Source organism: Streptomyces sp. KR55 (genome assembly GCF_052245645.1).
In the GTDB taxonomy this organism is placed as follows: Bacteria; Actinomycetota; Actinomycetes; order Streptomycetales; family Streptomycetaceae; genus Streptomyces; species Streptomyces flavusporus.
In genome coordinates, this window is the sequence record NZ_JBQQCE010000134.1 from 1 (window position 1) to 21,687 (window position 21,687).

The window sequence follows — 21,687 nt, forward strand, 5'->3', positions numbered from 1 at the left end:
CGTACGGCCGGCAGGCGCCGCCTGGGCGCTGGCGGCAAGGCCCGTGAGGGCTGCCTGAATGCCGGGCAGACGGCCCGCGAAGTCCCGTACGGAGGCAAGCACGCGGCCCTGGTCGTCGTACACGGTCAGGTCGAAGCGGCGCACGCCCGCCGACTCGTCGGCCAGCCGGGCGTGCGCGTGGCAGACCTCGGGCAGCGGGGCGAAGGAGTCCAGGGCGCCGAGGCTGAAGGGGACGGCGAGTTCACCGGGGCGCGGCGCGGTGGTCCGGCCGGTCCAGTGGCAGGCCCGCAGGGCGCCGTCGAGGAGCGCCGGGGGCAGCTGGGTGCCCGGGGCGGTACCGGCCTGGGCCAGCCGGACCAGCGCCTCGCCGGGGCCGACCCGGATCTCGTCGATGACGTGGAAGGAGAGGCCGTACGCGAACCCGGCGGCCGCGTACTCGGTGTACGCGGTGGGTCCGTCGCGTACGACGGACAGACGGGCGCGCAGCGCGGCGAGGTCCTCGGCGGCCTCAGGGGCGGCGGGGGCCGGGACGGCACTGCCGCGGGCGTGGGTGGTGCGGCCGGCACCGGTCCCGCTGTACACCTCGAAGGCCAGCCCGGTGCTGTCCGGGCGGAAGGAGACGTACAACTCCAGTTCACCGTCGGCGAGTTCGACGGCCCGGCCCCACACCACCTCGCGCAGGGCGTGTCGGGTGCCGGGCTCGGCGAGCGCGGCGGCGGCGCGGACGAACTCCAGCGTCGCCGCGCCCGCGAGCAGCGGCCGGCCCTCGATCACGTGGTCGCGCAGCAGCGGGTCGTGCGCGCGCAGCGTCTTGCGGAAGCGGACCTCGGTGACGGTGGACTCGTTGGCGTCGACCAGCGGATGCGGAGCGGCCGTGCCCAGGTCGGCGTCGAGCGGGATCCAGTAGCGCTCCGCGGCGAACGGGTACCGCGGGGCGCGCACCCGGCGCGGGGCAGGCCCCGGCCGGCCGGCGTGCCAGGCCGCCCAGTCCACGTCGGCGCCGCCCAGCCAGCGGCGGGCCGGCTCGGCCAGCGGGCCCGCGTCGGCGAGGTCGGGGGCCGGGCCGCCGTCGGCGAACCGGCGCAGGGCGGCGACGAGTTCGCCGCCGTCGGTGACCGCCACCGCGAGCCGGGCGTCGAGGGGCTCGCGGCCCACCTGGGTGGTGAAGCACAGGTCGGCGAGCGGCACGCGCTCGGTCCGGACGAAGCAGGCGGCCGACTCGGCGTAGGCGCGCAGCCGTTCCTCGTCGCGGGCGGAGAGCAGGAACAGCACGGGTTCGCCGGTGCGCTGCTCGCCCGCCGGTACGTCGGTGACCGGGTCGGGGTTCGGGGACTCCTCCAGGACGAGGTGCGCGTTGGCGCCGCCCGCGCCGAAGGAGCTGAGGCCGGCCCGGCGCGGCCGGTCCCCGTCAGGCCAGGCGGACAGCTCACGCTGGACGCGGAACGGGGAACGCTCGAAGTCGATGTTGGGGTTCAGCTCGGCCGAGTGCAGCGAGGGCACCAGGGTGCGGTGCCGGAACTGCAGCAGCACCTTGGTGAGTCCGGCGATGCCGGCCGCGGACTCCAGGTGCCCGATGTTGGACTTGACCGAGCCGATCGGCCACGTGCCGGGCGCGGCCTCGGCGGACCGGTAGGCGTGGGTGAGGCCGGTCAGCTCGATCGGGTCGCCCAGGGCGGTGCCGGTGCCGTGCGCCTCGATGTAGCCGATGTCCTCCGGGGTGACGCCGGCCCGTTCCAGCGCGGTGGTGATCGCGCGCTGCTGGGCGCGCGGGTTGGGCACGCTGTATCCGTTGGTCCGGGCACCGTGGTTGACGGCGCTGCCCAGGATCAGGCCGTGGATGCGGTCCCCGTCGGCCAGCGCCTTGCGGTAGGGCTTGAGCAGGACGGCGCCGACGCCCTCCCCGGGCACATAGCCGTCGCCGCCCGCGCCGAAGGCCCGGCAGCGGCCGTCGGAGGACAGGAAGCGGCCCTGGCTGAGGAAGGCGAACTTGTACGGGTGGACGGAAACGTTGACGCCCCCGGCGATGGCCAGTTCGCTCTCGCCCCGGCGCAGGCTCTCGCAGGCCAGGTGGATCGCGGTGAGCGAGGAGGAGCACATGGTGTCCAGCGCCATGCTCGGACCGGACAGGTCCAGGGCGTGGCTGACCCGGTTGGCGATGGTGGCGAAGGACGAGCCGGTGAGCGGCCGCCCGCCGCGCAGGGCGTCCAGGGCGCCGTGGAACTGGTACTCGCCGTACATCACGCCGACGTACACGCCGACGGGCCGGCCGGCCAGGTCGGAGCGGCGGTAGCCGGCGTCCTCCAGGACGTGCCAGGCGTTCTGCAGGAACAGGCGCTCCTGGGGGTCCATCAGTTCGGCCTGGCGCGGGGAGATGCCGAAGAAGAGCGGGTCGAAGCGGTCGACGTCGCGCAGGAATCCGCCCCACCGGGTGTGGGCGAGGCCGGGCGCCGCCGGGTCCGGGTCGTACCAGCGGCGGCTGTCCCAGCGCTCCGCGGGGATCTCGGTGATGGCGTCGCGGCCCTCGGCCAGGGTGGTCCAGAGCTCGTCGAGGTCGTCGGCGGCCGGGTAGCGGCCGGCCAGGCCGATGACGGCGATGGCGTCGGTGTCGTCCTCGGCGGGTTCGGCGACGCCGGCTCGTGCGGTACGGCGCGGGGCCCGCGGCGGGCGCGGGGCGGTGCCTTCGGCCATGGGCGTGACCGGTGCGGCCGCCGGTGTGCCGCCGGTCAGCTCGGCCGCGTGGTGCTCGGCGAAGTAGTCGGCGAGTTCGCCCAGGGTGGCGTATTCGAAGAACAGGGTCTTGGACAGGGCATCGAAGTGCCGGTCCAGCTCGCGGTTGAGCTTGGCGATCATCAGCGAGTCGATGCCGAGCCGGTCGAACGGGGCGTCCTCGGCCAGTTCGGCCGGATCCAGGCCGGTCTCGGCGGCGATCAGCTCGCGCAGCAGCCGCAGGGCCTCGTCGCGCGGGCCGCCGCCCTCGGCGGGCGCGGTGGCCGTGGCGGTCCGGGCCGCCCGGGCGACGGGCGCGGTGAGCGCGGTGGTGATTGTGCGGAGGTCTCCGTAGGCGGCGGCGAGCGCGACGGGGGTGCCTAGGGCCTACTCGAACAGGGCGAGGCCGGCCTGTGAGGGCAGTACGCCGAAGCCGGTGCGGGCGGCGATGTCCGCGGCGGCCTCGGTGCTCTGGCGCATCCCGCCGTCGGCCCACATCGGCCAGGCGATCGCGGTGATCCGGCCGTGCCGTTCGGCGTAGGCCTCCAGGTAGGCGTTGGCGTACGCGTAGTCGGTCTGGCCGGGGTTGCCGATGTGGGCGGCGATGGAGGAGAAGGCGACGAAGAAGTCCAGCGGGTCGTCGGCGGTGGCCGCGTCCAGGGCGCGCAGTCCGGCGGCCTTGGGGGCAAGGACGGCGGCGAAGTCCTCGGCGGACTTGGTCAGGGCGAAGCCGTCGCGCAGCACACCGGCGGCGTGGACGACACCGGTGAGCGGCCCGAACTCCTCGCGTATGGAGGCGAGTCGGGCGGTCAGGGCGTCCGGGTCGGACACGTCGACGCTGCGGTAGACCAGGCGCTCGTCCAGGTCGGCGGGCCGTTCGCTGCGGCCCAGCAGGACCACGCGGGCGTCGGCCCGGGAGAGCAGCCGGCCGGCGACGGCGCGGCCCAGTCCGCCGGCGCCGCCCGTCACGACGTACACGCCGCCGTCGCGGACTGCTGCCGGGCCGGCGGCCGGGGCCGGCTCGGCCTGCGGGATCCGGCGGCCCTGTGCGGTGTGGGCGACCTCCGGGTCGCGGCCGTGGCCGGCCAGTTCGCCGCCGAGCGCGTCGGCCTCGGCCATGTCCTCGGCGAGGCCGACGGCCTGCACTTCGAGGAGGGGGTTCTCCGCGCGGACGGTCCGGGCGAAGGCGGCGAGTGCGGCGCGTTCGGGGCGTTGGCCGTCGGTGTCATGGCGGTGCAGCAGCAGGACGCGCACGGGTGCGGTGGGGCGGGCGGCGAGGAGCGTGCGGACGACGTGCAGCGCCTGTTCGGGGGTCGGTTCGTCGACGAGGACGACGTCGGGCGCGGTGGCCGGGTCGAGGTCGCGGGTGACCGTGCCGATGCCCAGGGCGGTGAGGTGAGCGGCGAGCTGTGCGCCGCGCGCCGGGTCGGCGGTGACGACGGCGGCCGTGTCGCCGAGGGGTGCGCCGGTGGGCTCGGCGGGCACGACGGTCCAGCGGCGGACCAGCAGGGCCGACTCGCGGGGCTCGCCGAGGACGCGCACGGCGAGGTCGTGCAGGCGGGCCAGGACCTGGCCGTGGGTGTCCACGACGGTGAGGTCGGCGTGCGCGGTCCGCTCCCCCAGCCGACCGGCCGTGACGTGGACGTGGCAGGGCCCGGTGACGGGGGCGTGCACGGTGAGTTCGCCCAGGGCCAGCGGCAGGAAGCCGTCGGCCCTCTCGCCGTAGGCGCGGGCCAGCAGCACGACCAGGGCGTGCAGGGCGCCGTCCAGGAGGGCGGGGTTGAGCACGACGCCGTCGAGCGAGGCGCCGTCGGGCAGTTCGAGGGTGCCGAGGGCCTCCCCGTCGCCGAGCCGGACCTCGGTGAGGGCGCGCATGCGGGGGCCGTAGTCCAGGCCGTGAGCGCGCAGGATGTCGTAGCAGTCGGTGTGGGTGACCAACTCGGCGCAGCGGGCGGCGACGGCGGCCGGGTCGGCCGGTGCCGGGCGCTCGACGGCTCCGGGGTGGATCTCGCCGGCCGCGACCACCCGCTCGTCGGTGGTGAGCTCGAACCCGACCGTGTCGCGCTCGCGCCACAGCTGGACCAGCGCGGTGCGCGGCCCGGTGGCGTAGGAGAGCAGCTGCTCGAAGGAGACTCCGCGCAGCCGGACCGGTCCGCCGAGGGAGAGTTCGCCGGCCGCGCGGGCCAGTTCCAGCTGTCCGGCGGCGGGCAGGACGGGCTCGGCGTCGACGCGGTGGTCGGCGAGGTAGAACTCGGTGCCGGTGCGGGAGCTGCGGTAGGCGAGGGTGTCCAGGGTGGAGACGTTCTCGTCCAGCATGGGGTGCGGGCCGGGACCGGTGACCCGGTCGGCGGGTGCGCTGGTGTCCGGGCCGGTCAGCCAGCAGCGGCGGCCCTCGAAGGGGTACGTCGGCAGCGGGACGCGGCCGCGCTCCTCGCCCTCGAACCAGGCCGCCCAGTCGACGGCGGCGCCGGCCTGCCAAGCGCGGGCCACGCCGTCCCAGGGGCCGTCGGTCACGCCGAGGGCGACACCGCGGACCTCGTCGTGGGCGCCGCGCACGGGGATGCGCGCGCGGGCGGCGGGCGGTACCGGGCCGTCGCCGGTCAGCGCGTCCTCAAGCCGCAGCGCCCCGGTCACGCAGGCGGCGGCCCGGGCCGCGAGCCCGTCGCCGTGCACCGCGACCGGGGTGAGGCCCCAGTCGAGCCACAGCTTGCCGAGCGCGTACTGCACGGCGAACGCCCGCCCCCGCTCGCCGAGTCGGTCGGCGCCCGCGGCGAGTGCGGCCTCGTGGTGCCCGGCGAAGGCGGGCTCGGCGGCGGCCCACCGGCCGGCCAGGCCCGCCGCGTCCGGGACGTCCTCGGCGAAGACGAAGGAGACCTCGCCGGTCCCGGGCCGCTCGGGGACCGGGGCCTCCCGCAGCGCCCGGGCGAGGGCGGCGCGGTCGGAGCCGGTGACGGCGAGCCGGTACTCGTGGGCGCGGCGGCCCACGGCCAGTGTGTAGGCGACGTCGGCGAGCGCGGCCGGGTCGTCGCCGTCGAGGTGGGCGGCCAGGTTCCGGGCGGCCGTGGCCAGCGCGGTCGCGGTACGGGCGGACACCACCAGCAGCTGCTGCGCGCGGTGTGCGTCGCCGGTGACGGGGGCGGGCGGGGCCTCCTGGAGGATCGCGTGCGCGTTGGTGCCGCCGATGCCGAAGGAGCTGACGCCCGCGCGCAGCGGGCCCTCCCCTGTCCAGGGGGCGGTGTCGGTGCTCACCTTGAAGGGGCCGGCCGCGAAGTCGATGGCCGGGTTGGGGGTGGTGTGGTTGACGGTCGGCACCAGCGTCCGGTGCTTCATCATCAGCACCGTCTTGATCACGCCCGCGACACCGGCCGCCGCGTCCAGGTGGCCGATGTTGGACTTCACCGAGCCGATGGCGCAGAACCCCGTGTCGGCGGTGGACTCCCTGAACGCCCGGGTGAGCGCCGAGACCTCGACCGGGTCGCCGAGGCGGGTGGCGGTGCCGTGTGCCTCGACGTATCCGATGGAGCGGGGGTCGACGCCGGAGACGGTGTGCGCCTCGCGGATGACGGCGGTCTGGCCGGCGGCGCCGGGCGCGGCGAAACTCACCTTGCCGGAGCCGTCGTTGTTGGTGGCCGTGCCCTTGATGACGGCGTGGATGGTGTCCCGGTCCGCGATGGCGTCCCGCAGGAGCTTGAGGACCAGGACACCGACGCCGTTGCCGAGGACAGTGCCGCTGGCGTCCGCGTCGAAGGTGCGCACGTGCCCGTCCCGGGACAGGATCGCGCCCTCCTCGTACAGGTACCCCTTGGCCTGCGGCAGTTTCACGGTGACACCGCCGGCCAGCGCCATGTCGCACTCGCCGTTGATCAGGCCCTGGCATGCCAGGTGGAGGGCGACGAGGGAGGTGGAGCAGGCGGTCTGGACGGCGTAGCTGGGGCCTTTGAGGTCGAGTTTGTACGACAGCCGGGTGGCCAGGAAGTCCTTGTCGTTGCCGACCATCACCGCGAAGTGGCGGGAGGTGGTGGTCTGGTCGACGTGGGGCAGGACCTGCTGCTGGAGGTAGGTGTTGATGGCCGCGCCGGCGTAGACGCTGATCAGCCCGTCGTAGCGGGCGGGGTCGTAGCCGGCGTGCTCCAGGGCGGCGTGGCCGGCCGTCAGCAGGATGCGGTGCTGCGGGTCGGTGATCGCGGCCTCGGCCGGGGTGAACTCGAAGTACCCGGTGTCGAACAGGTCGACGTCCGGGATGATCCCGTGGGCGGGGACGTAGTCCGGGTCGTCCAGCAGCCGGGCGGGCACCCCCGCCGCCGCCAGTTCCTCGCGGCTGAAGCGGGTGATGCCCTCGCGGCCCTCGCTCAGCAGGCGCCAGAAGGAGTCCAGGTCGTCGGCGCCGGGGAAACGCCCGGCCATGCCGATGATCGCGACATCCGTCTCGGCAACCGCCGGAACCGGGTTGTTCACTGACCCAACACTCCTTATTTTCCTGCGCTCACTTGGGGAAGAGACGGTGCTCCGGCTTGTGACGAACTAGCGGGCAGCCGCTTCCGCGAGGATGGTGTCGCCGTGGTACCAGGGGTTTCCGGCGGCCTCGGAGATGAGGTTGCGCGACTGCGTCTCGTGTGCGCGGCCGAGAGCCAGCGTGAGGTGCTGGACGAACTCCAGGGCGGTGAAGTACTTCCGCATGAAGGTGGGTTCGGCCATGGGTATCTCGATCACCTCGATGTTCCCGTTCTCCGGGCGGTCGCTCGTGAGCAGGCCCGTCAGGTTCTTCCGCTTCCCCTGCGTGTACTCGTCGTCGTCCGCGTCGGCGAAGACCAGCACGCTGTGCTTGCGCGTCGGGTCCGACAGAGTCGCCACCTCGCTGTGGCAGAACTCGTGGAAGTAGTTGCGGGTGGCCGGCACCATGGCGATCTCGTTGAGGTGCATCTTGGCCAGCTTGAGCAGGCTCTCGTGCCACACCGGCGAGGCGATCATGATGATGTTGGCGTCCCGGCTCCGCAGGGCCGCCGTGCGCGCCAACTCCCGGTGGGCGTCGGTGAAGTCGTGGGCCAGATGGTCCGGGAGCGCCCGCACCTCGTCGCCGAAGTCCTGCGGGACCAGGCCCAGCCGGAAGAAGACGTCCAGCAGGATGGCGAAGTACTGCCCCACGTGGAACAGGGGGTACTCGCGGTCGGGCTCGCTCAGCTCCCAGCGGAGGGTGGACACACCGGCCGCCCGGCCCAGCTCGGCCAGGCGCCCGCCGGAGGTGAGCAGGACCATCCGGTCGTGGGCGTGCGCGAGCGCGTGGAAGGCTCGCGCGGGCTCCAGGGAGTGGCCGCTGTAGGAGCTCAGGATGATCAGGGTCCGGTCGTCGTCGATGACGGAGGACGGCAGCAGGTACGCGTGGTCGTAGTCGTTGAAGACGTGGAACTCCACCTCGGTGCCCGTCGAGATGAAGAAGGCGCGGACGACATCGGAGACGATCGCCGAGCACCCCATGCCGGTGAAGACCACACGCTTGAAGTGACCTGCGGCGATACGGGCTCGCAGGCTGTCGGACAGCTCGTCCAGCGAGTATTCATCGGACTTCGTGAAGCCCTTCCGGTAATTCTTGGAGAGAAATTCCTCGTACCGGTCCATTCGAGTACGCACGTACACAGCCTCTTCTCGGAAAATGGGAGTGGATGCCTTCTCGCTTACGCCGCGAGGATCACCACATGAACTGCCCGCCGTCCACGATCAACTTCTGACCGGTGACGTATGATGATTTCTCCCCGATCAGGAATTCCAACGCGTCGGCCATCATGTCGACATCCCCGATGCGTCGCTGCGGGATCTCATCGAGCAACTTGTCGCGGTAGTGCGGTTCGTCCGTCCGGAATCGCGTACGCATCTCCTCGGTGTCAATCATTCCGGGAATGAGCGAGTTGACGCGAATGGTCGGAGCGAGCTCCATCGCAAGGCATTTCGTGAAATGCAGGAGCCCCGCCTTGCTGGCGCAGTAGTTCAACCCGTCGAGCCGCGGGCGGATCCCCGTGGTGGCCGCGACGTTCACCACCGATCCACCGCCCGCCTCGAGCATCTTCGGCGCGAGCGTCCGAGTGAGATAGAACGGCGCGGACAGGTTGGCCGCGATCACCTGGTCCCAGTCGTCGAACGACATGTCGAGGAAGGGACGGTCGATGTTCCGCCCGGCGTTGTTGACCAGCACCCTCGGCGCCCCGTACTCCGCGAGCAGCTCGTCCGCCACGGTGACCACCGCGTCGGGGTCCGCCAGGTCGACCTGCAGGGCCCGGAAGGAGTCGCCGAACTCGCGCTCGGCCGCGGCGGCGGACTCCTTGTCGCCCCGGTAGAGCGCCACGACCCGGTACCCCAACGACACCAGGCGCCCACTCAGTCCGAGCCCGATACCTTTGGTACCGCCGGTCACCACCGCGAATTCCTTGTGCACCCTCATGTCTCCTGTACGCATCGACGGACTCGCCGGAAGAAGAAACTCATCTGATCCTGCAACGAGCCCAGGAAGACTCAGCCGTGGGATGTTGCCAGGGGTAGGAATACCGGCCGGACACCAGTGGACCGGCGGAGGCTGCCTGCAGAAAATGCGGCGCCCATTTCGGAGATCTCGCTCAGCCTAGCTCGATTGCATTCGCTCCAGCAAGACCGATTTCACAGGGCGGCACATCATCCGGAAAATGAGGGCCGCCCGTGCGGTCAGGTTCGCGGCGTCAGCCTGCAGCGGACCTGGCCGGTGGGTCGCAGGGTGATTCCGGTGTTCAGCGGAATGTCGGTGTCGACAGCGGTGAACGAGTAGTTCTGGAGCAGCACGCTCAGCGTGAGGGTGGCGTTCAGCATCGCCAGGTGCTGGCCGATGCACGCCCTTGGCCCACCGCCGAACGGGAACCACGCGTAGCGCGGGCGCGCGGCCTCGTGCTCCGGCAGGAACCTGTCCGGGTCGAACGCGTCGGGGTCCTCCCAGATATCGGGACGGCGCTGGACGACGCCGGAGCTGACCACCACATCGGCGCCGGCCGGAATGGTGTACGAGCCGACCTGCACGTCCTCGGTGGCGATGCGGCCCTGGGCCGGCGCGGCGGGGTAGAGGCGGAGCGTCTCCTTGAGCACCTGCGTCAAATAGGGAAGCTTCTCCAGGTCCTCGGCGACGGGCTCACGACCGCTCAGGACGCTGTCGACCTCCTGGTGGGCGCGGGCCTGCACCTCGGGGTGACAGGCGAGGAGATGCAGGGTGAGGCCCAGTGTGGTGGCGGTGGACTCATGACCGGTGACGAGGAAGACGAGGACCTGGTTCCGGGTCTCCTCCGCACTGATCGGGTTGCCGTCGTCGTCGTGCGCCCGCGCCAGCAGGCTGAGCATGTCGTTCCGGCCGGTCGGGGCGGTCGACTCCTCGGCCCGGCGGGTCGAGATGATCTCGTCACACACCTCGTACAGCTCACGGTGCGCCTTGGCGGCGCGCAGATTGCCCGGCGTGGGCACCTTCCGGGACAGGTTAACCGGGGCGAAGGCCCGCTTGACCGCATAGGCGTTGATCAGCGGGAAGTTGCGCTGAACCGTGGGAACCATCGCGTCCACGTCGTTCTTCCGGCCGAAGAGGATGCGGGATATCGTCCGCAGCGTGTGCCCCGTCATCTCCTCCGCCACGTCGACGGTCGCGTCCGGTGCGGTCCGCCACCGCTCGACGAGGCTGCCGGTCTCCTGGGTGATCTCCGAGCCGTAGTTGTTCACCTGACGAGGCGTGAACAACGACTGGAGCATGCGGCGCTGGCGCAGGTACTCGTCCCCCATGCTGGTGAGCAGCCCGTTGCCGAACGACTGCCGCAGCTCCCCGAGGAACCGGTTCTCCTTGGTGAACGTCTGCGCCGAGGACGCCAACACCTGCTGAGCGCCGTCCGCCGAGAACACACCGTAGAACTCCGCCCGCATTCCCGGCGGACCCACCGTGAACCGGACCACGTCACCGTGGTCGCGCAGCGCCTTACGGTAGGTGCCCAGCGTGTCCCGCTGGAGGTCCATCAGCGACCCGAACAGCGGGTGCCCCGCCATGGTGGGAGGCGCCGAAACCGTCGAAGTGCTCGCGGTCATGATGCTGTCTCTCCTTCTGCTGCTTCCGTGCCGGGCCGCGTCCTGCAGGCCTGACGCGTCGGGTGATGCGGGTGCCGGCCGTACCGTCCGCTGCTCGACCGGGCATGCGCTCGCCGGACGCGGATCCGTCCAGGCCGCTGCGGTGAACTCCAGGCAGTCCGGCCGCCCTGCGGGTCCGAAGGCCACGGTCCAGCCGGCCGGGACATCGACGGCCGACGGCCACAGCGAGTGCTGCCGCCGGTCGTCGACGAGGACGAGGTAGTCGGTGTCCGGTCTGTCGAAGGGATTGGTCATCAAGGCGTCCTTGGTGAGTCCGGCGTCGCCGCCGTGGCGGCGCGCAGGTGGGCCACGTCCGATTGCGGGGACGCCACGATCTCCGCCAGCAACCGCTCGTAGGTGCGGGCCATGCGCTCGGCGGTCCGCAGGGAAAAGAGGTCGGCGCTGAACTCCAGGTAGCCCCGCAGCCCCGACGCCGTTTCCTCCGCGACGAGGTTGAGGTCGTACTTCGTGGTCGTCGTCGCGGGACGGATGGGCAGCACCTGAAGGTCCGTTCCGTCACCGTCGGCCCCGGTGGGGGCGGCAGCGGGAAGCAGGTTGAACATCACCTGGAACAGCGGGGAGCAGCCCGGCTCGGGAGTGGGCACCAGGGCCCGGACGAGGTCGGGGAACGGCAGGTCCTTGTGTTCGTGCGCCTCAGTGGTGACGCGCCTGGTCTGCGCCAGGACGTCGGGGAAGGAACGGTCTGCGGGCACGTCGAGACGGAGCGTCACCAGATTGACGAAGTAGCCGACCACGCGCTCCAGTTCGCTCCGCGGCCGGTTCGACACCGCGGTGCCGACGGCCAGTTCGCTGCCGTCCATGTGACCGCCCAGCAGAACGGCGAAGGCCGACAGCAGGGTCATGTAGAGCGTGGCCCCCTGCTCCTGGCTCAACCGGCGCAGACGTTCCAGCAGTTCGGCGGAGATCTGGAGATCCACCGACGAGCCCTGGTACGTCTTGACCGGGCATCGCTCGTAGTCGGTGCGCAGCGGCAGACAGGTCGGCAGCCCGGCCAGTTGCCGCCGCCAGTAGCTCTCTTGGCGGGAGAGCTCCGCGGCGTCGGTCGTATGCGCCTGCCAGCGGGCGAACTCGGCGTACGACAGCGGCAGTTCGGGCAGCTCCGGTGCCTTCCCCAGGCTGAGCGCGCGGTACAGCTCGAGCAGCTCCGCCAGCACGACGTTCACGGACCAGCCGTCGAAGACGCCCCAGGGCCGGGTCAGCACCCCGATGTGCTGATCGTCGGACACGGTGAGCAGGTGTGCGCGGATCGCGTACCGGTCCTCCGGCGCGAAGGGGCGCAGCCGTTCGGCGCGCAGCCACTCCGTAACCGCCTCCTCGTCGACGGCCGCCGGCCGTACCGCGAAGTCGTCGGCGGGATGGACGCTCTGGGTCACGGTGCCGTCGTGCCGGGCATAGCTGGTGCGCAGGACCGCATGCCGTTCCACCAGCGCCCCCACGGCGCGCGCGTAGGCCTCTCGATCCAGGGAGCCGTTGATCCGGAACGCCAGTTGGACGTTGTCGTGCGCCGTTCCCAGGTGTGCGGGCCGGTTGAGGAACCACAGGTCGCGCTGCTGGAGCGTGATGGGTGCCGGACCCCGCTCCCCGGCCTCGTCGGCCTCTGCCCGGTCGGCCGGGACCGACGGTCCGCTCTCCTGCTCCGCCGGCTGCTCCAGGACGGCGGACATCTCTTCGATGGTGGCCCCGCTGAAGATCAGCTGGAGCGGCAGCTCGGTGCCGGTCTCCTTCTTGATCCGCAGGGTGAGCCGGGTCGCGAGCAAGGAGTGTCCGCCGAGATCGAAGAAGTTGTCCTGGAGTCCGACCTGGGTGAGACCGAGGACGTCGGCGACGATCCGGCACAGTGCGCGCTGTGCCTCGGTCCGCGGGGCGACGTACCGCTCCTTGGTCACGTCGGCCTCGTCCGGGGCCGGCAGGGCCCGCTTGTCGACTTTGCCGTTCGGCGTGACCGGCAGTTCGTCGAGGACCACGAACACGCCGGGCACCATGTAGTGCGGCAGTTGCGCGGAGAGGTGCTCCTTGAGGGCGCGGGCCAGCGACGGCCCCCTGCGGCCCAGCTGCGGATGGTTGGTCGCGGCGGGTGCCCGATAGGGCTCACGCGCCCGTACGCGGGGCAGTTCACCCCGGCCGAGCACCAGGTCGAGGCCGTCGAGCCGGTCCTGCGACCAGGTGGCCGCCACCTGGAAGCCGAGCTCCTCGGCGTGCCGGAGAACGGCTTCGAGCTCCCGGACCTCGTCCGCGGTCCGCGATCGGGGCGCGAGCGGTTCAGCCGCTCGGGGATGCGGCCTGCGCCCGAGCTCCGCGCCGAGGCGCACGGCGTCGGTGACGCGGGGGTTCGTCAAGCCTCTCACCCCGAACCGGTCGGGGACCTCGCCGTCCAGGAGGGCGCGCAGCTCCGCCGGGGAGGCGGCCTCCAGCCACGGCAGGGCGGCGGCCGGCGCGACGCCCTTGCGCAGGATCACGTCGTAGCGGTAGGCGAGTGCCTCACTGTTTCCCTCGCCCCGCCTGACGATGAGGTCGACCGCCCCCAGCTCGGGGAGGCGCTCCGGCAGCCGCGCGAAGTACGTCGGGCTGACGAGCAGTTCCCGCTCCTGGCGCCGGCTGCGCCGCACCTGGGTGGCCAGCGCGTCGAGGGTGCCGCCGGGCTCCGTACGATCCCGCTCGGCCGCGCAGAGCTGGGCGGTGAACAGATCCAGGTTCCGGACGTCGCCGACGAGGATGCTGCCGCCGTCCTCCAGGAGCGGGACCAGGAGGTCGAGTACCTCTTCCAGGTACTTCTCGTTCGGGAAGTGCCGCACCACCGAGTTGAGCACGATCGTGTCGAACTTCTCGCCGGGCAGCTCCGCCACGGACAGTGCGTCCCCCTGGGTCAGGGTGACGTGCGACCATCCGCGGCGTGCCACGCTGCGGCGTGCCGCGTCGAGAGCCGTGGCCGACGGGTCGAGCGCGTGCACCGAAGCGCAGTCCGCGGCGTAGCGCAGGAGCAGCTCTCCCCCGCCGCAGCCGATCTCCAGCACCCGCTTCGGGTGTATGCGCTTCAGCTGCCGGGCCGCGGCCTCGACGGGTTCCTGGTCGGCGGATCCGGTGCCGAGCGCATACCGGTCGTCGGAGTGCTGCCGCCACTGTTCGAGGTGGGCGGCGTTCTCCTCCTGGGCAGCGCTGTGCAGCCACTGGGGAGTCGGGCTCACGTAGGCGGCGAGCGTGCGGGCGGCGCCGCTCCCCTGCGGAACGACCACGGCACGGTGCACCGAGGGGTGCTTGAGCAGCACGTTCGCGACTTCGCCGGGTTCTACGCGGAAGCCGCGCACCTTGATCTGGTCGTCGACACGGCCGAGGTAGTCGAGCGTGCCCTCCGCACGCCATCTCACCAGGTCACCGGTGCGGTACATGCGTGTTCCGGGGTCGAACGGATTGGCCACGAACCGCTCGGCGGTCAGCTCCGGCCGGTTCAGATAGCCACAGGCCATGCCGTCACCGGAGGCGTACAGCTCTCCCGGCACTCCGAGCGGTACTTGTCGCAGCGCCTGGTCCAGCACGTACACCCGGGTGTTCCACACCGGAGGGCCGATGGGCACGGCTGTCGCTCCGGGCTCGGCCCGGTAGAGGCAGGCGGTGGTGGCACCGCCCTCGGTGGGCCCGTACAGGTTGTGCAGTTCGGTGTCCGGCAGCACGCGTGCGAACCGTTCGGCGAGCTCGACCGGGAGCGCCTCGCCCGCGGTCTCGACGCGGCGCAGGCCGGTGCACAGTTCCGCGGCCGGTTCCGACAGGAACTCGGCCAGCATGGACGGGACGAAGTGCAAGTCGGTGACCCGCTCGTCGCGGATCAACCGTGCGAGATACTCCGGATCCTTCTGTCCGTCAGGACGGGCGATCACCACGGCCGCGCCGACCTGGAGCGGCCAGAACAGCTCGGGCACCGAGACGTCGAACCCCACCGACGTCTTCAGCAGCATCCGGTCCTCGCCGCTCATGCCGTAGTGACTCTGCTTCCACGCGGTCCAGTTCAGGCCCGCACGATGGGGGATCACCACGCCCTTCGGCCTGCCCGTGGAACCCGAGGTGTAGAGCATGTACGCGGCGTCGTCCCTGGCCACCTGGACCCGGGGGTTGTCGTCCCGGCCGCCGGTGGTGTCCGGCAGCTCCTCCAGGACGAGCAGCGGCACACTGTCGGCGAGCACCTGCTCCACGCGCTCGTCCGGGAGGTCGGTCTCCATGGGGAGGTACGCCGCTCCGGTCTTCACCACGGCGTAGACGGCGACCACCAGGTCGAACGAGCGCGGCATCCGGATCGCGACCCGCTGCCCGGGCCCGGCGCCCCGCTCGATCAGCCAGTGCGCGAGCCGGTTGGCACGGGCGTTCAGTTCCGCGTACGACAGGGTGCGGCCCTCGAAGACCAGCGCGGTGCGGTCCGGAGTACGTGCGACCTGCGCCTCGAACGCGGCAGGCAGCGTCTCGTGCGGGAGGGGTGTCGCGGTGTCGTTCCACTCGGCCAGGCGCTGCCGGTCGCCCGCCGGCAGGACATTGACGTCCAGCGCGGTGGTACCGGTCCCGTCGTCCGTGGCGAGGGCATCGACAAGGCCCGCCAACGCGGTTTCGAGACAGTCGGCCACCGCCTCGCAGGTGACCGTCTCCTCGACCTGGATGTCCAGGGACAGCTCGGTGCCGAAGTCGTCGAGCGACACCGTCACGGGGTAGTTGATGGCGTCCACGGCCGCGAGGAAGCGCACCCCGTGGTCGTCGATGCGCGGCAGCGCCTCGTCGTGCTCCGCCTCGAAGTGACGAAAGTTGACCACAGCGCTGAACAGTGGGGCGTCGCCGTCCAGGCCGCTGCACCGCTGGACCAGGCTCAGGGGGCTCTGCTCCCGTGCGATCAACTCCCGCAGCCCGGTGTCGACGTCCGCGATCAGCTCACTCACGGTCCGGCCGGCGAGCCGGGTGCGCAGGGGAAGCGTGTTGATGAAGTTGCCGAGCATGCGCTCCACCCCGGGCACGCCCTGCAGGCGCCCGGACATCACGGCGCCGAACACCACGTCGTCGCGCCCGCTGGTGGCAGCGACGAAGCAGGCCCACGCCGCGTGGAAGAGACAGGCCGGGCTCAGTTGCAGACGCTGGGCCTGGGCGCGCAGGTCGCGTGCGAGGGGCTCGGGCAGCGCTCGGCGCAGCCGGCCGACCCGCCGGCCGTTGCCGTGCACGTCGGTGAGGCCGAACGGCGCCGTGGGTTCCGTGACGTCCTCGAGGGCTGCCCGGAAGTAGGCCACTGTGTCGTCCGCGGTGTGCCTGGCCAAGGTGTGGGAGACGAAGTCGCGGTAGGGCGCCGGGGTGGACAGCAGGTCGACGCGGCCCGCCATGTGCACGGCCAGCTCCTGCAGGATCAGTCGCAGGGAGGTGGCGTCCTCGATGAGATGGTGGGCGGTCAGGAGCAGGTAGCGCCGCTGCGAGTGCGGCTCCTCGGCGACGACCAGGCGCAGCAGCGGCGCGCTGTCGAGGCGCATCCGTTCCTGGCGCGCGAGCAGTTCCCTCGCCTGCTCCTCGGGGTCTCGGCCGACGGCGAGCCTGGTCCGCTCCACGGGGAGCCGCGCGGCCCGGTGCACGACCTGGACCGGTTCGGGCAGGCCGGCGGTGAGAACGGCGGTGCGCATCACGTCGTGACGGTCGACGATGCGCTGCAGCGCGTCGATGAACCGGGCACACGCCTGCTCGTCGTCGGCCCGGTAGAGGGTGGAGACGAGATACGGGTCGTTGTCCGGGTCCATCAGGTGGTGGAAAAGGATGCCCTCCTGCGTGGGCAGCAGGGGGTAGATGTCCTGGATGCCGGCCGCCCCGCCGGGCACGGCGGCCACGACGGTGTCGATCTGCTCCTGTGTCAGGTCGATCAGCGGAAGCAGGTCGGGGGTGAGGCGCTCGCAGCCCTCCGGGATCCGGTTGGCCGGGACGGTGTGCGCGGGCGCCGCCCCGGTCGCGTCGATGCGCGCCGCCAGATCGGCCAGCGTGGGCGCGGTGAAGACGTCCTGGACGGTGACGTGCAGACCGCTGTCCTTCAGCCGCGCCACCAGCACCGTGATCATCAGGGAATGGCCGCCGAGGGCGAAGAAGTTGTCCTCGGCGCTGATCCGGCCGGCGTCGAAGCCGAGCAGTCCGGCGCAGATCTCGGCCAGTGTCCGCTCGGTGCCGGTCGCGGGGGCGACGTAGGCGCGCTGTGTGAACGCCTCGATGCCGGGGGCGGGCAGGGCGCGGCGGTCGAGCTTGCCGTGCGCGGTCACGGGCAGGGCGTCGAGTGCGACGAACGCGCTCGGGACCATGTACTCGGGCAGGGTGCCCTCAAGGTGCCGGATCAGGTCGGTGCGGTGGCCGTCGAGGGCCTGTCCGGGTTCGAGGACGAGGTAGGCGACCAGGCGGGGGCTGCCCGGCTGGTCCTCGCGGACCAGGACCGCGGCGGAGCGGACGGCGGGGTGCTCGGCGAGGCGGTGCTCGATCTCGCCGGGCTCGATGCGGAAGCCGCGCAGCTTGACCTGGTCGTCGGCGCGTCCGAGGAACTCCAGGTCGCCATCGGGCAGTCGGCGCACCAGGTCGCCGGTGCGGTACATGCGGGCGTCGGGGGAAGCGTCGAACGGGTTGGGCACGAATCGTTCGCGGGTCAGCTCGGGCTGGTGCAGATAGCCGCGGGCCAGTCCGGCGCCGGCGATGTACAGCTCGCCGACGCAGCCGATGCCCTGCGGTGCGAGGGCCTCGTCGAGCACGTGCAGCTGGATGTTCTGGATGGGCCGGCCGATGGGCACGACGCGGGGCGCCGGTCCGGCGGGGACGGTCCAGTGGCTGACGTCGACGGCGGCCTCGGTGGGGCCGTAGAGGTTGTGCAGCGGCGCCGGGTGGCGCTCGTAGTGGCGGGCGCACAGGTCCGGGGGCAGGGCTTCGCCGCTGCAGAAGACCTGCCGCACGGTCGTGCACCGCGCCCAGCCGGGCTCCTCGACGACGCTGCGCAGCATGGACGGCACGAAGTGCAGGGTGGTCACGCCGAACGCGCGGACGGCGGAGACCAGGTAGGCCGGGTCGCGGTGGCCGCCGGGTGCGGCGACGGCAAGGCGGGCGCCGAAGAGCAGCGGCCAGAAGAACTCCCAGACGGACACGTCGAAGCTGTAGGGGGTCTTCTGCAGGACGACGTCGTCACCGGTGAGCCGGTACTCGTTCTGCATCCACTCGATGCGGTTCACCGCGGCCCGGTGCTCGATCATCACGCCCTTGGGCCGGCCGGTGGAGCCGGAGGTGTGGATGACGTACGCCAAGTGACCTGCGTCCAGGCCGAGTTCGGCGGCGGGAAGGTTGTCGTCCCGGTCGCCGGAGACGTCCTTGCCGTCCTGGTCGCGCAGGGTGCCGTCGGGGTGCAGGGCGAGCAGGTGGGCGGCGCCGTGCAGCGGCTCGGCGTCCAGGTGCGGCTGGGTGAGGATCACGTCGGCGCCGGAGCGCTCGACGATGTCGGCGCGGCGGGCCTCGGGGTAGGACGGCTCGATCGGCATGTAGGCGCCGCCGGCCTTCAGGGCGCCCAGGATGCCGGCGACCATCTCGGCGGAGCGCTCGGCGTGCAGGCCGACCAGCGTGTCCGGTCCGACGCCGTGCCGGCGCAGGCCGTGGGCGATGCGGTTGGCCCAGGCGTTGAGCTCGGCGTACGTCCAGGAGCGGTCGGTGGTGACCAGGGCGGTGTGCTCGGGGTGCCGGGCCACCCGGTCCTCGAACAGCTCGTGCAGGCAGCGGTCGTCGGTGAAGGGCCGCCGAGTGTCGTTGAACCCCTCGACCACCTGGCGGCGCTCCTCGGCGCCGACCATGGCGAGCCGGGACACGGGCAGCGCCGGGTCGTCGGCGACGGCGGCGAGCAGCTGTGTGTAGTGGCCGATGAAGCGCCGGACGGTGTCGCGGTCGTACAGGTCGGTGTTGTACTCGACGGTGCCGACCAGCCCGTCGGGGGTCTCCCGCACGTCGACGGTCAGGTCGAACTTGGTGAAGCTGAGGTCGATGTCGACCGGGGAGACGGCCAGGTCGCCGAGGGTGACGTCCCGGCGGGTCTGCGCCTCCTGGAGGACGAACAGCGTCTGGAAGACGGGCGAGTGGGCGAGGCTGCGCTCGGTACCGAGGGCGTCCACCACCGCCTCGAACGGCACGTCCTGGTGGTCGTACGCCTCCAGCGCCGTCTTCTTCACCCGGGCCAGCAGGTCGCGGAAGTCCGGGTCGTCCGCGAGGTCGGCGCGCATCACCAAGGTGTTGGCGAAGAAGCCGACCAGATCCTCGACCTCGCGCCGGCCGCGGTTCGCGACGACCGTGCCGACGGCGATGTCCGTCTGGCGGGTGTACCGGCTGAGGACGGCCATGTAGGCCGCGAGCAGGGTCATGTAGAGCGTGGCGTCGTGGATCTTGGCCACCTCGCGCAGGGAGCCCAGCAGGTCGGCCGGGCAGGTGAAGCTCTCACGGGCCCCCGCGTACGTCTTCAGGCGCGGGCGCTCCCGGTCGGCCGGCAGCGTCAGCCGCGGGTCGATCCCGGCCAGCTGCCGCTTCCAGTAGTCCGTCTGACGGTCGTGCAGGTCACCGGCGAGCCGCTCGCGCTGCCAGTGCGCGTAGTCCGCGTACTGCACGGGCAGCGGCTCCAGCGGGTCGGGGCGGCCCGCGCCGAACGCCTCGTACAGGGCGACCAGGTCGCGGAAGAACACGCCGACCGACCAGCCGTCGGACACGCTGTGGTGCGTGGTGACGAGCAGGTGGTGCTCCTGCTCCGACTGCCGCAGCAGCCGTACCCGGATCAGGGGCCCGCGCTCCAGGTCGAACGGGGCGGCGGCCTCGTCGCGGCAGATCGCGGCGAGCCGCGCCGGGTCGGTCAGCTCCTCCTCGGCGACCGTGAAGTCACTGCCGTCGCCGATGACCTGGCACGGTACGCCGCCGTCGTCGGCGAACCGGGTGCGCAGCACCTCGTGCCGCTGGACGACCGCCTCCAGGGCGCGCAGCAGCGCGGGGCGGTCGAGGCGGCCGCGCAGCCTCATCGCCATCGGGATGTTGTAGGCGGCGCTGGTGCCGTCCAGCTGGGCGAGGAACCACAGCCGCTGCTGGGTGAAGGACAGCGGCACCGGTGTGCCGTCGGTCCGGGACAGCCGGGGGATGGTTTCGAGCGCGGAGAGGTCGACGCCCTGTGTGCGCAGCAGCGCGATCAGGGCGCGCTGCCGCTTTTCCGGCAGGGAGCGGATCCTCCGGATGAGGTCAAGACCGGTGTCCTGACTGGTGGTGCCCATCGTCGTCCCCTGCCTCAGCTCTCGATGTCCAGCGCGTCCAGCTCCTCGTCGCTCATGTGCTCGACCAGGGCGATGCTTTCGAGGATCAGATCCAGCTCGGGCGTGCTCGCGTCCCCGGCCATGGGGAGGCGTGCGCGCAGTTCTCGGGCCATGTCGGAAAGGCGCGGTGCGTTGAAGACCGCTTCGGTCGGCAGCTCGACGCCCGCCCGCTCCTTGAGCAGGTTGATCAGCCGGGTGGCCAGCAGCGAGTTGCCGCCGAGCGAGAAGAAGTCGGTCCGTGCGGTCAGCGTGGCCGCGTCGACCTGGAGGACGTCGGCCCAGGCCTGCGCCATGGCCTGTTCGGCGTCGGTGACAGCGCCGGCGGGCGGCACGGCGTCCTGTGCCGTCGTCGTCGGTACGGCCGCCTGCGGGGCGCGTCCGACCCAGTAGCTGCCCGCCTCGAACGCGGTGGCCGGCAGGGGCACCATCCGGCGCCGCCCGGTGTGCAGCGCGCTCCAGGGCACCCGGGCCCCGCTCACCCACAGGGCGGCCAGTTCCTCCAGGGCCCGGTCCTTGGCGAGCTCGGTGAGGAAGGCCTCGCCCCGGGCGCCGGACAGGGCGGAGGTCCAGGGTCCGGGGTCGTCGTCGGCGTTGCCCCGGTAGACAGGTACGGTCGTGGGCCCGTCGGCCACGTGTTCGGCGAGCGCCTGGGCCAGTTCGGCACGGTCGGCGGCGACCACGGCGAGCCGCTCGGGCAGCGGCTCGCGGCCCAGCTGCGTGGTGTACGCGATGTCCGCGAGGCTCACGGTGGAGTCGGCGGCGTCCTCGTCGGGCAGGTCCGCCAGGTGGTCGAGCAGGCGCAGTACCGCCGTGTACAGGCGTTCCTCGGTCCGGGCGGAGACCACGACGATCTGCGGCGCGGTGTCCGGGGTGACGGTCCGGACCTCGGCGGCGGCCGGCGGCGCCTCCACGACCATGCTGACGTGAGAGCCGCCCGCCGCGACGCAGTTGATGAGGGCGCGGCGGGGCTGGGACGGGCCGCCGGTGTCCGTGCCGCCGCGCGGCTCCCAGTCGGTCAGCCGGTCGCACAGTTCGAGCGGCGAACCGTCCAGGTCCAGGCGGGGGTTGGCGGTGCCGGCGCCGACGAGCGGTGCGATCTGGCCGTGCTGGAGCTGCAGGACGACCTTGGTGAGCTGGGCGATGCCGGAGGCCGCCTCGGGGTGCCCGAGGTTCGACTTCACGGCGCCGACCGGCACCGGGGTGGTGACACCGGCGAACACCTCGCGCAGGGCGCGCAGTTCGACCTCGTCGGAGAACGCGGAACCGTTGGCGGCGGACTCGACGTAGCCGATGGAGCCGGGTTCGGCACCGGCCCGCTCCAGCGCCCGGCGCATGGTCGCGACCTGGGTGCGGTGGCTGGGCGTCATGAAGCCGTTGGAGCGGCCTCCGTGCAGCGAGGACGTGCTCTTGAGGACCGCGAGGACGGTGTCGCCGTCGCGCAGCGCCGCGTCCAGCGGCTTGAGCAGTACGGCGCCGACCGCCTCGGCGGGCAGGTAGCCGTCGCCGTCGCGGAAGCTGCGCGCGCCCGGGTGGGTGCCGAGCAGCTGCA

7 protein-coding genes are annotated in these 21,687 nt (G+C 72.2%); all 7 read right to left on the reverse strand.

Annotated features, from left to right (window positions below; all coding sequences use genetic code 11):
* Nucleotides 1–3,042, reverse strand: a 3,042-nt coding sequence (locus ACTWQJ_RS20765; protein ID WP_443308125.1) for a beta-ketoacyl synthase N-terminal-like domain-containing protein, incomplete at its 3' end; no start/stop codon positions are given.
* A 51-nt stretch (nucleotides 3,043–3,093) separates the two neighbouring features.
* Complete coding sequence (locus ACTWQJ_RS20770) at nucleotides 3,094–7,161, reverse strand: SDR family NAD(P)-dependent oxidoreductase (RefSeq protein ID WP_443308119.1); 4,068 nt, start codon at nucleotides 7,159–7,161, stop codon at nucleotides 3,094–3,096.
* A gap of 66 nt (nucleotides 7,162–7,227) precedes the next feature.
* A complete protein-coding gene (locus ACTWQJ_RS20775; protein WP_443308120.1) occupies nucleotides 7,228–8,331 on the reverse strand; it encodes an SIS domain-containing protein in 1,104 nt (367 codons plus the stop codon).
* A 58-nt stretch (nucleotides 8,332–8,389) separates the two neighbouring features.
* Complete coding sequence (locus ACTWQJ_RS20780; protein ID WP_443308121.1) at nucleotides 8,390–9,136, reverse strand: SDR family NAD(P)-dependent oxidoreductase; 747 nt, start codon at nucleotides 9,134–9,136, stop codon at nucleotides 8,390–8,392.
* Between the two features lie 257 nt (nucleotides 9,137–9,393).
* Nucleotides 9,394–11,073 carry a cytochrome P450 gene (locus ACTWQJ_RS20785; RefSeq protein ID WP_443308122.1) on the reverse strand — a complete coding sequence of 560 codons (1,680 nt, stop codon included), beginning with the start codon at nucleotides 11,071–11,073 and terminating at the stop codon, nucleotides 9,394–9,396.
* Nucleotides 11,073–20,099, reverse strand: coding sequence for an amino acid adenylation domain-containing protein (locus tag ACTWQJ_RS20790; protein WP_443308123.1), 9,027 nt, complete (start codon nucleotides 20,097–20,099; stop codon nucleotides 11,073–11,075). The genes ACTWQJ_RS20785 and ACTWQJ_RS20790 overlap by 1 nt, the downstream gene beginning before the upstream one ends.
* 14 nt (nucleotides 20,100–20,113) lie before the next feature.
* On the reverse strand, nucleotides 20,114–21,687 hold a 1,574-nt coding region (locus ACTWQJ_RS20795; RefSeq protein WP_443308124.1), incomplete at its 5' end, for a KS-MAT linker domain-containing protein.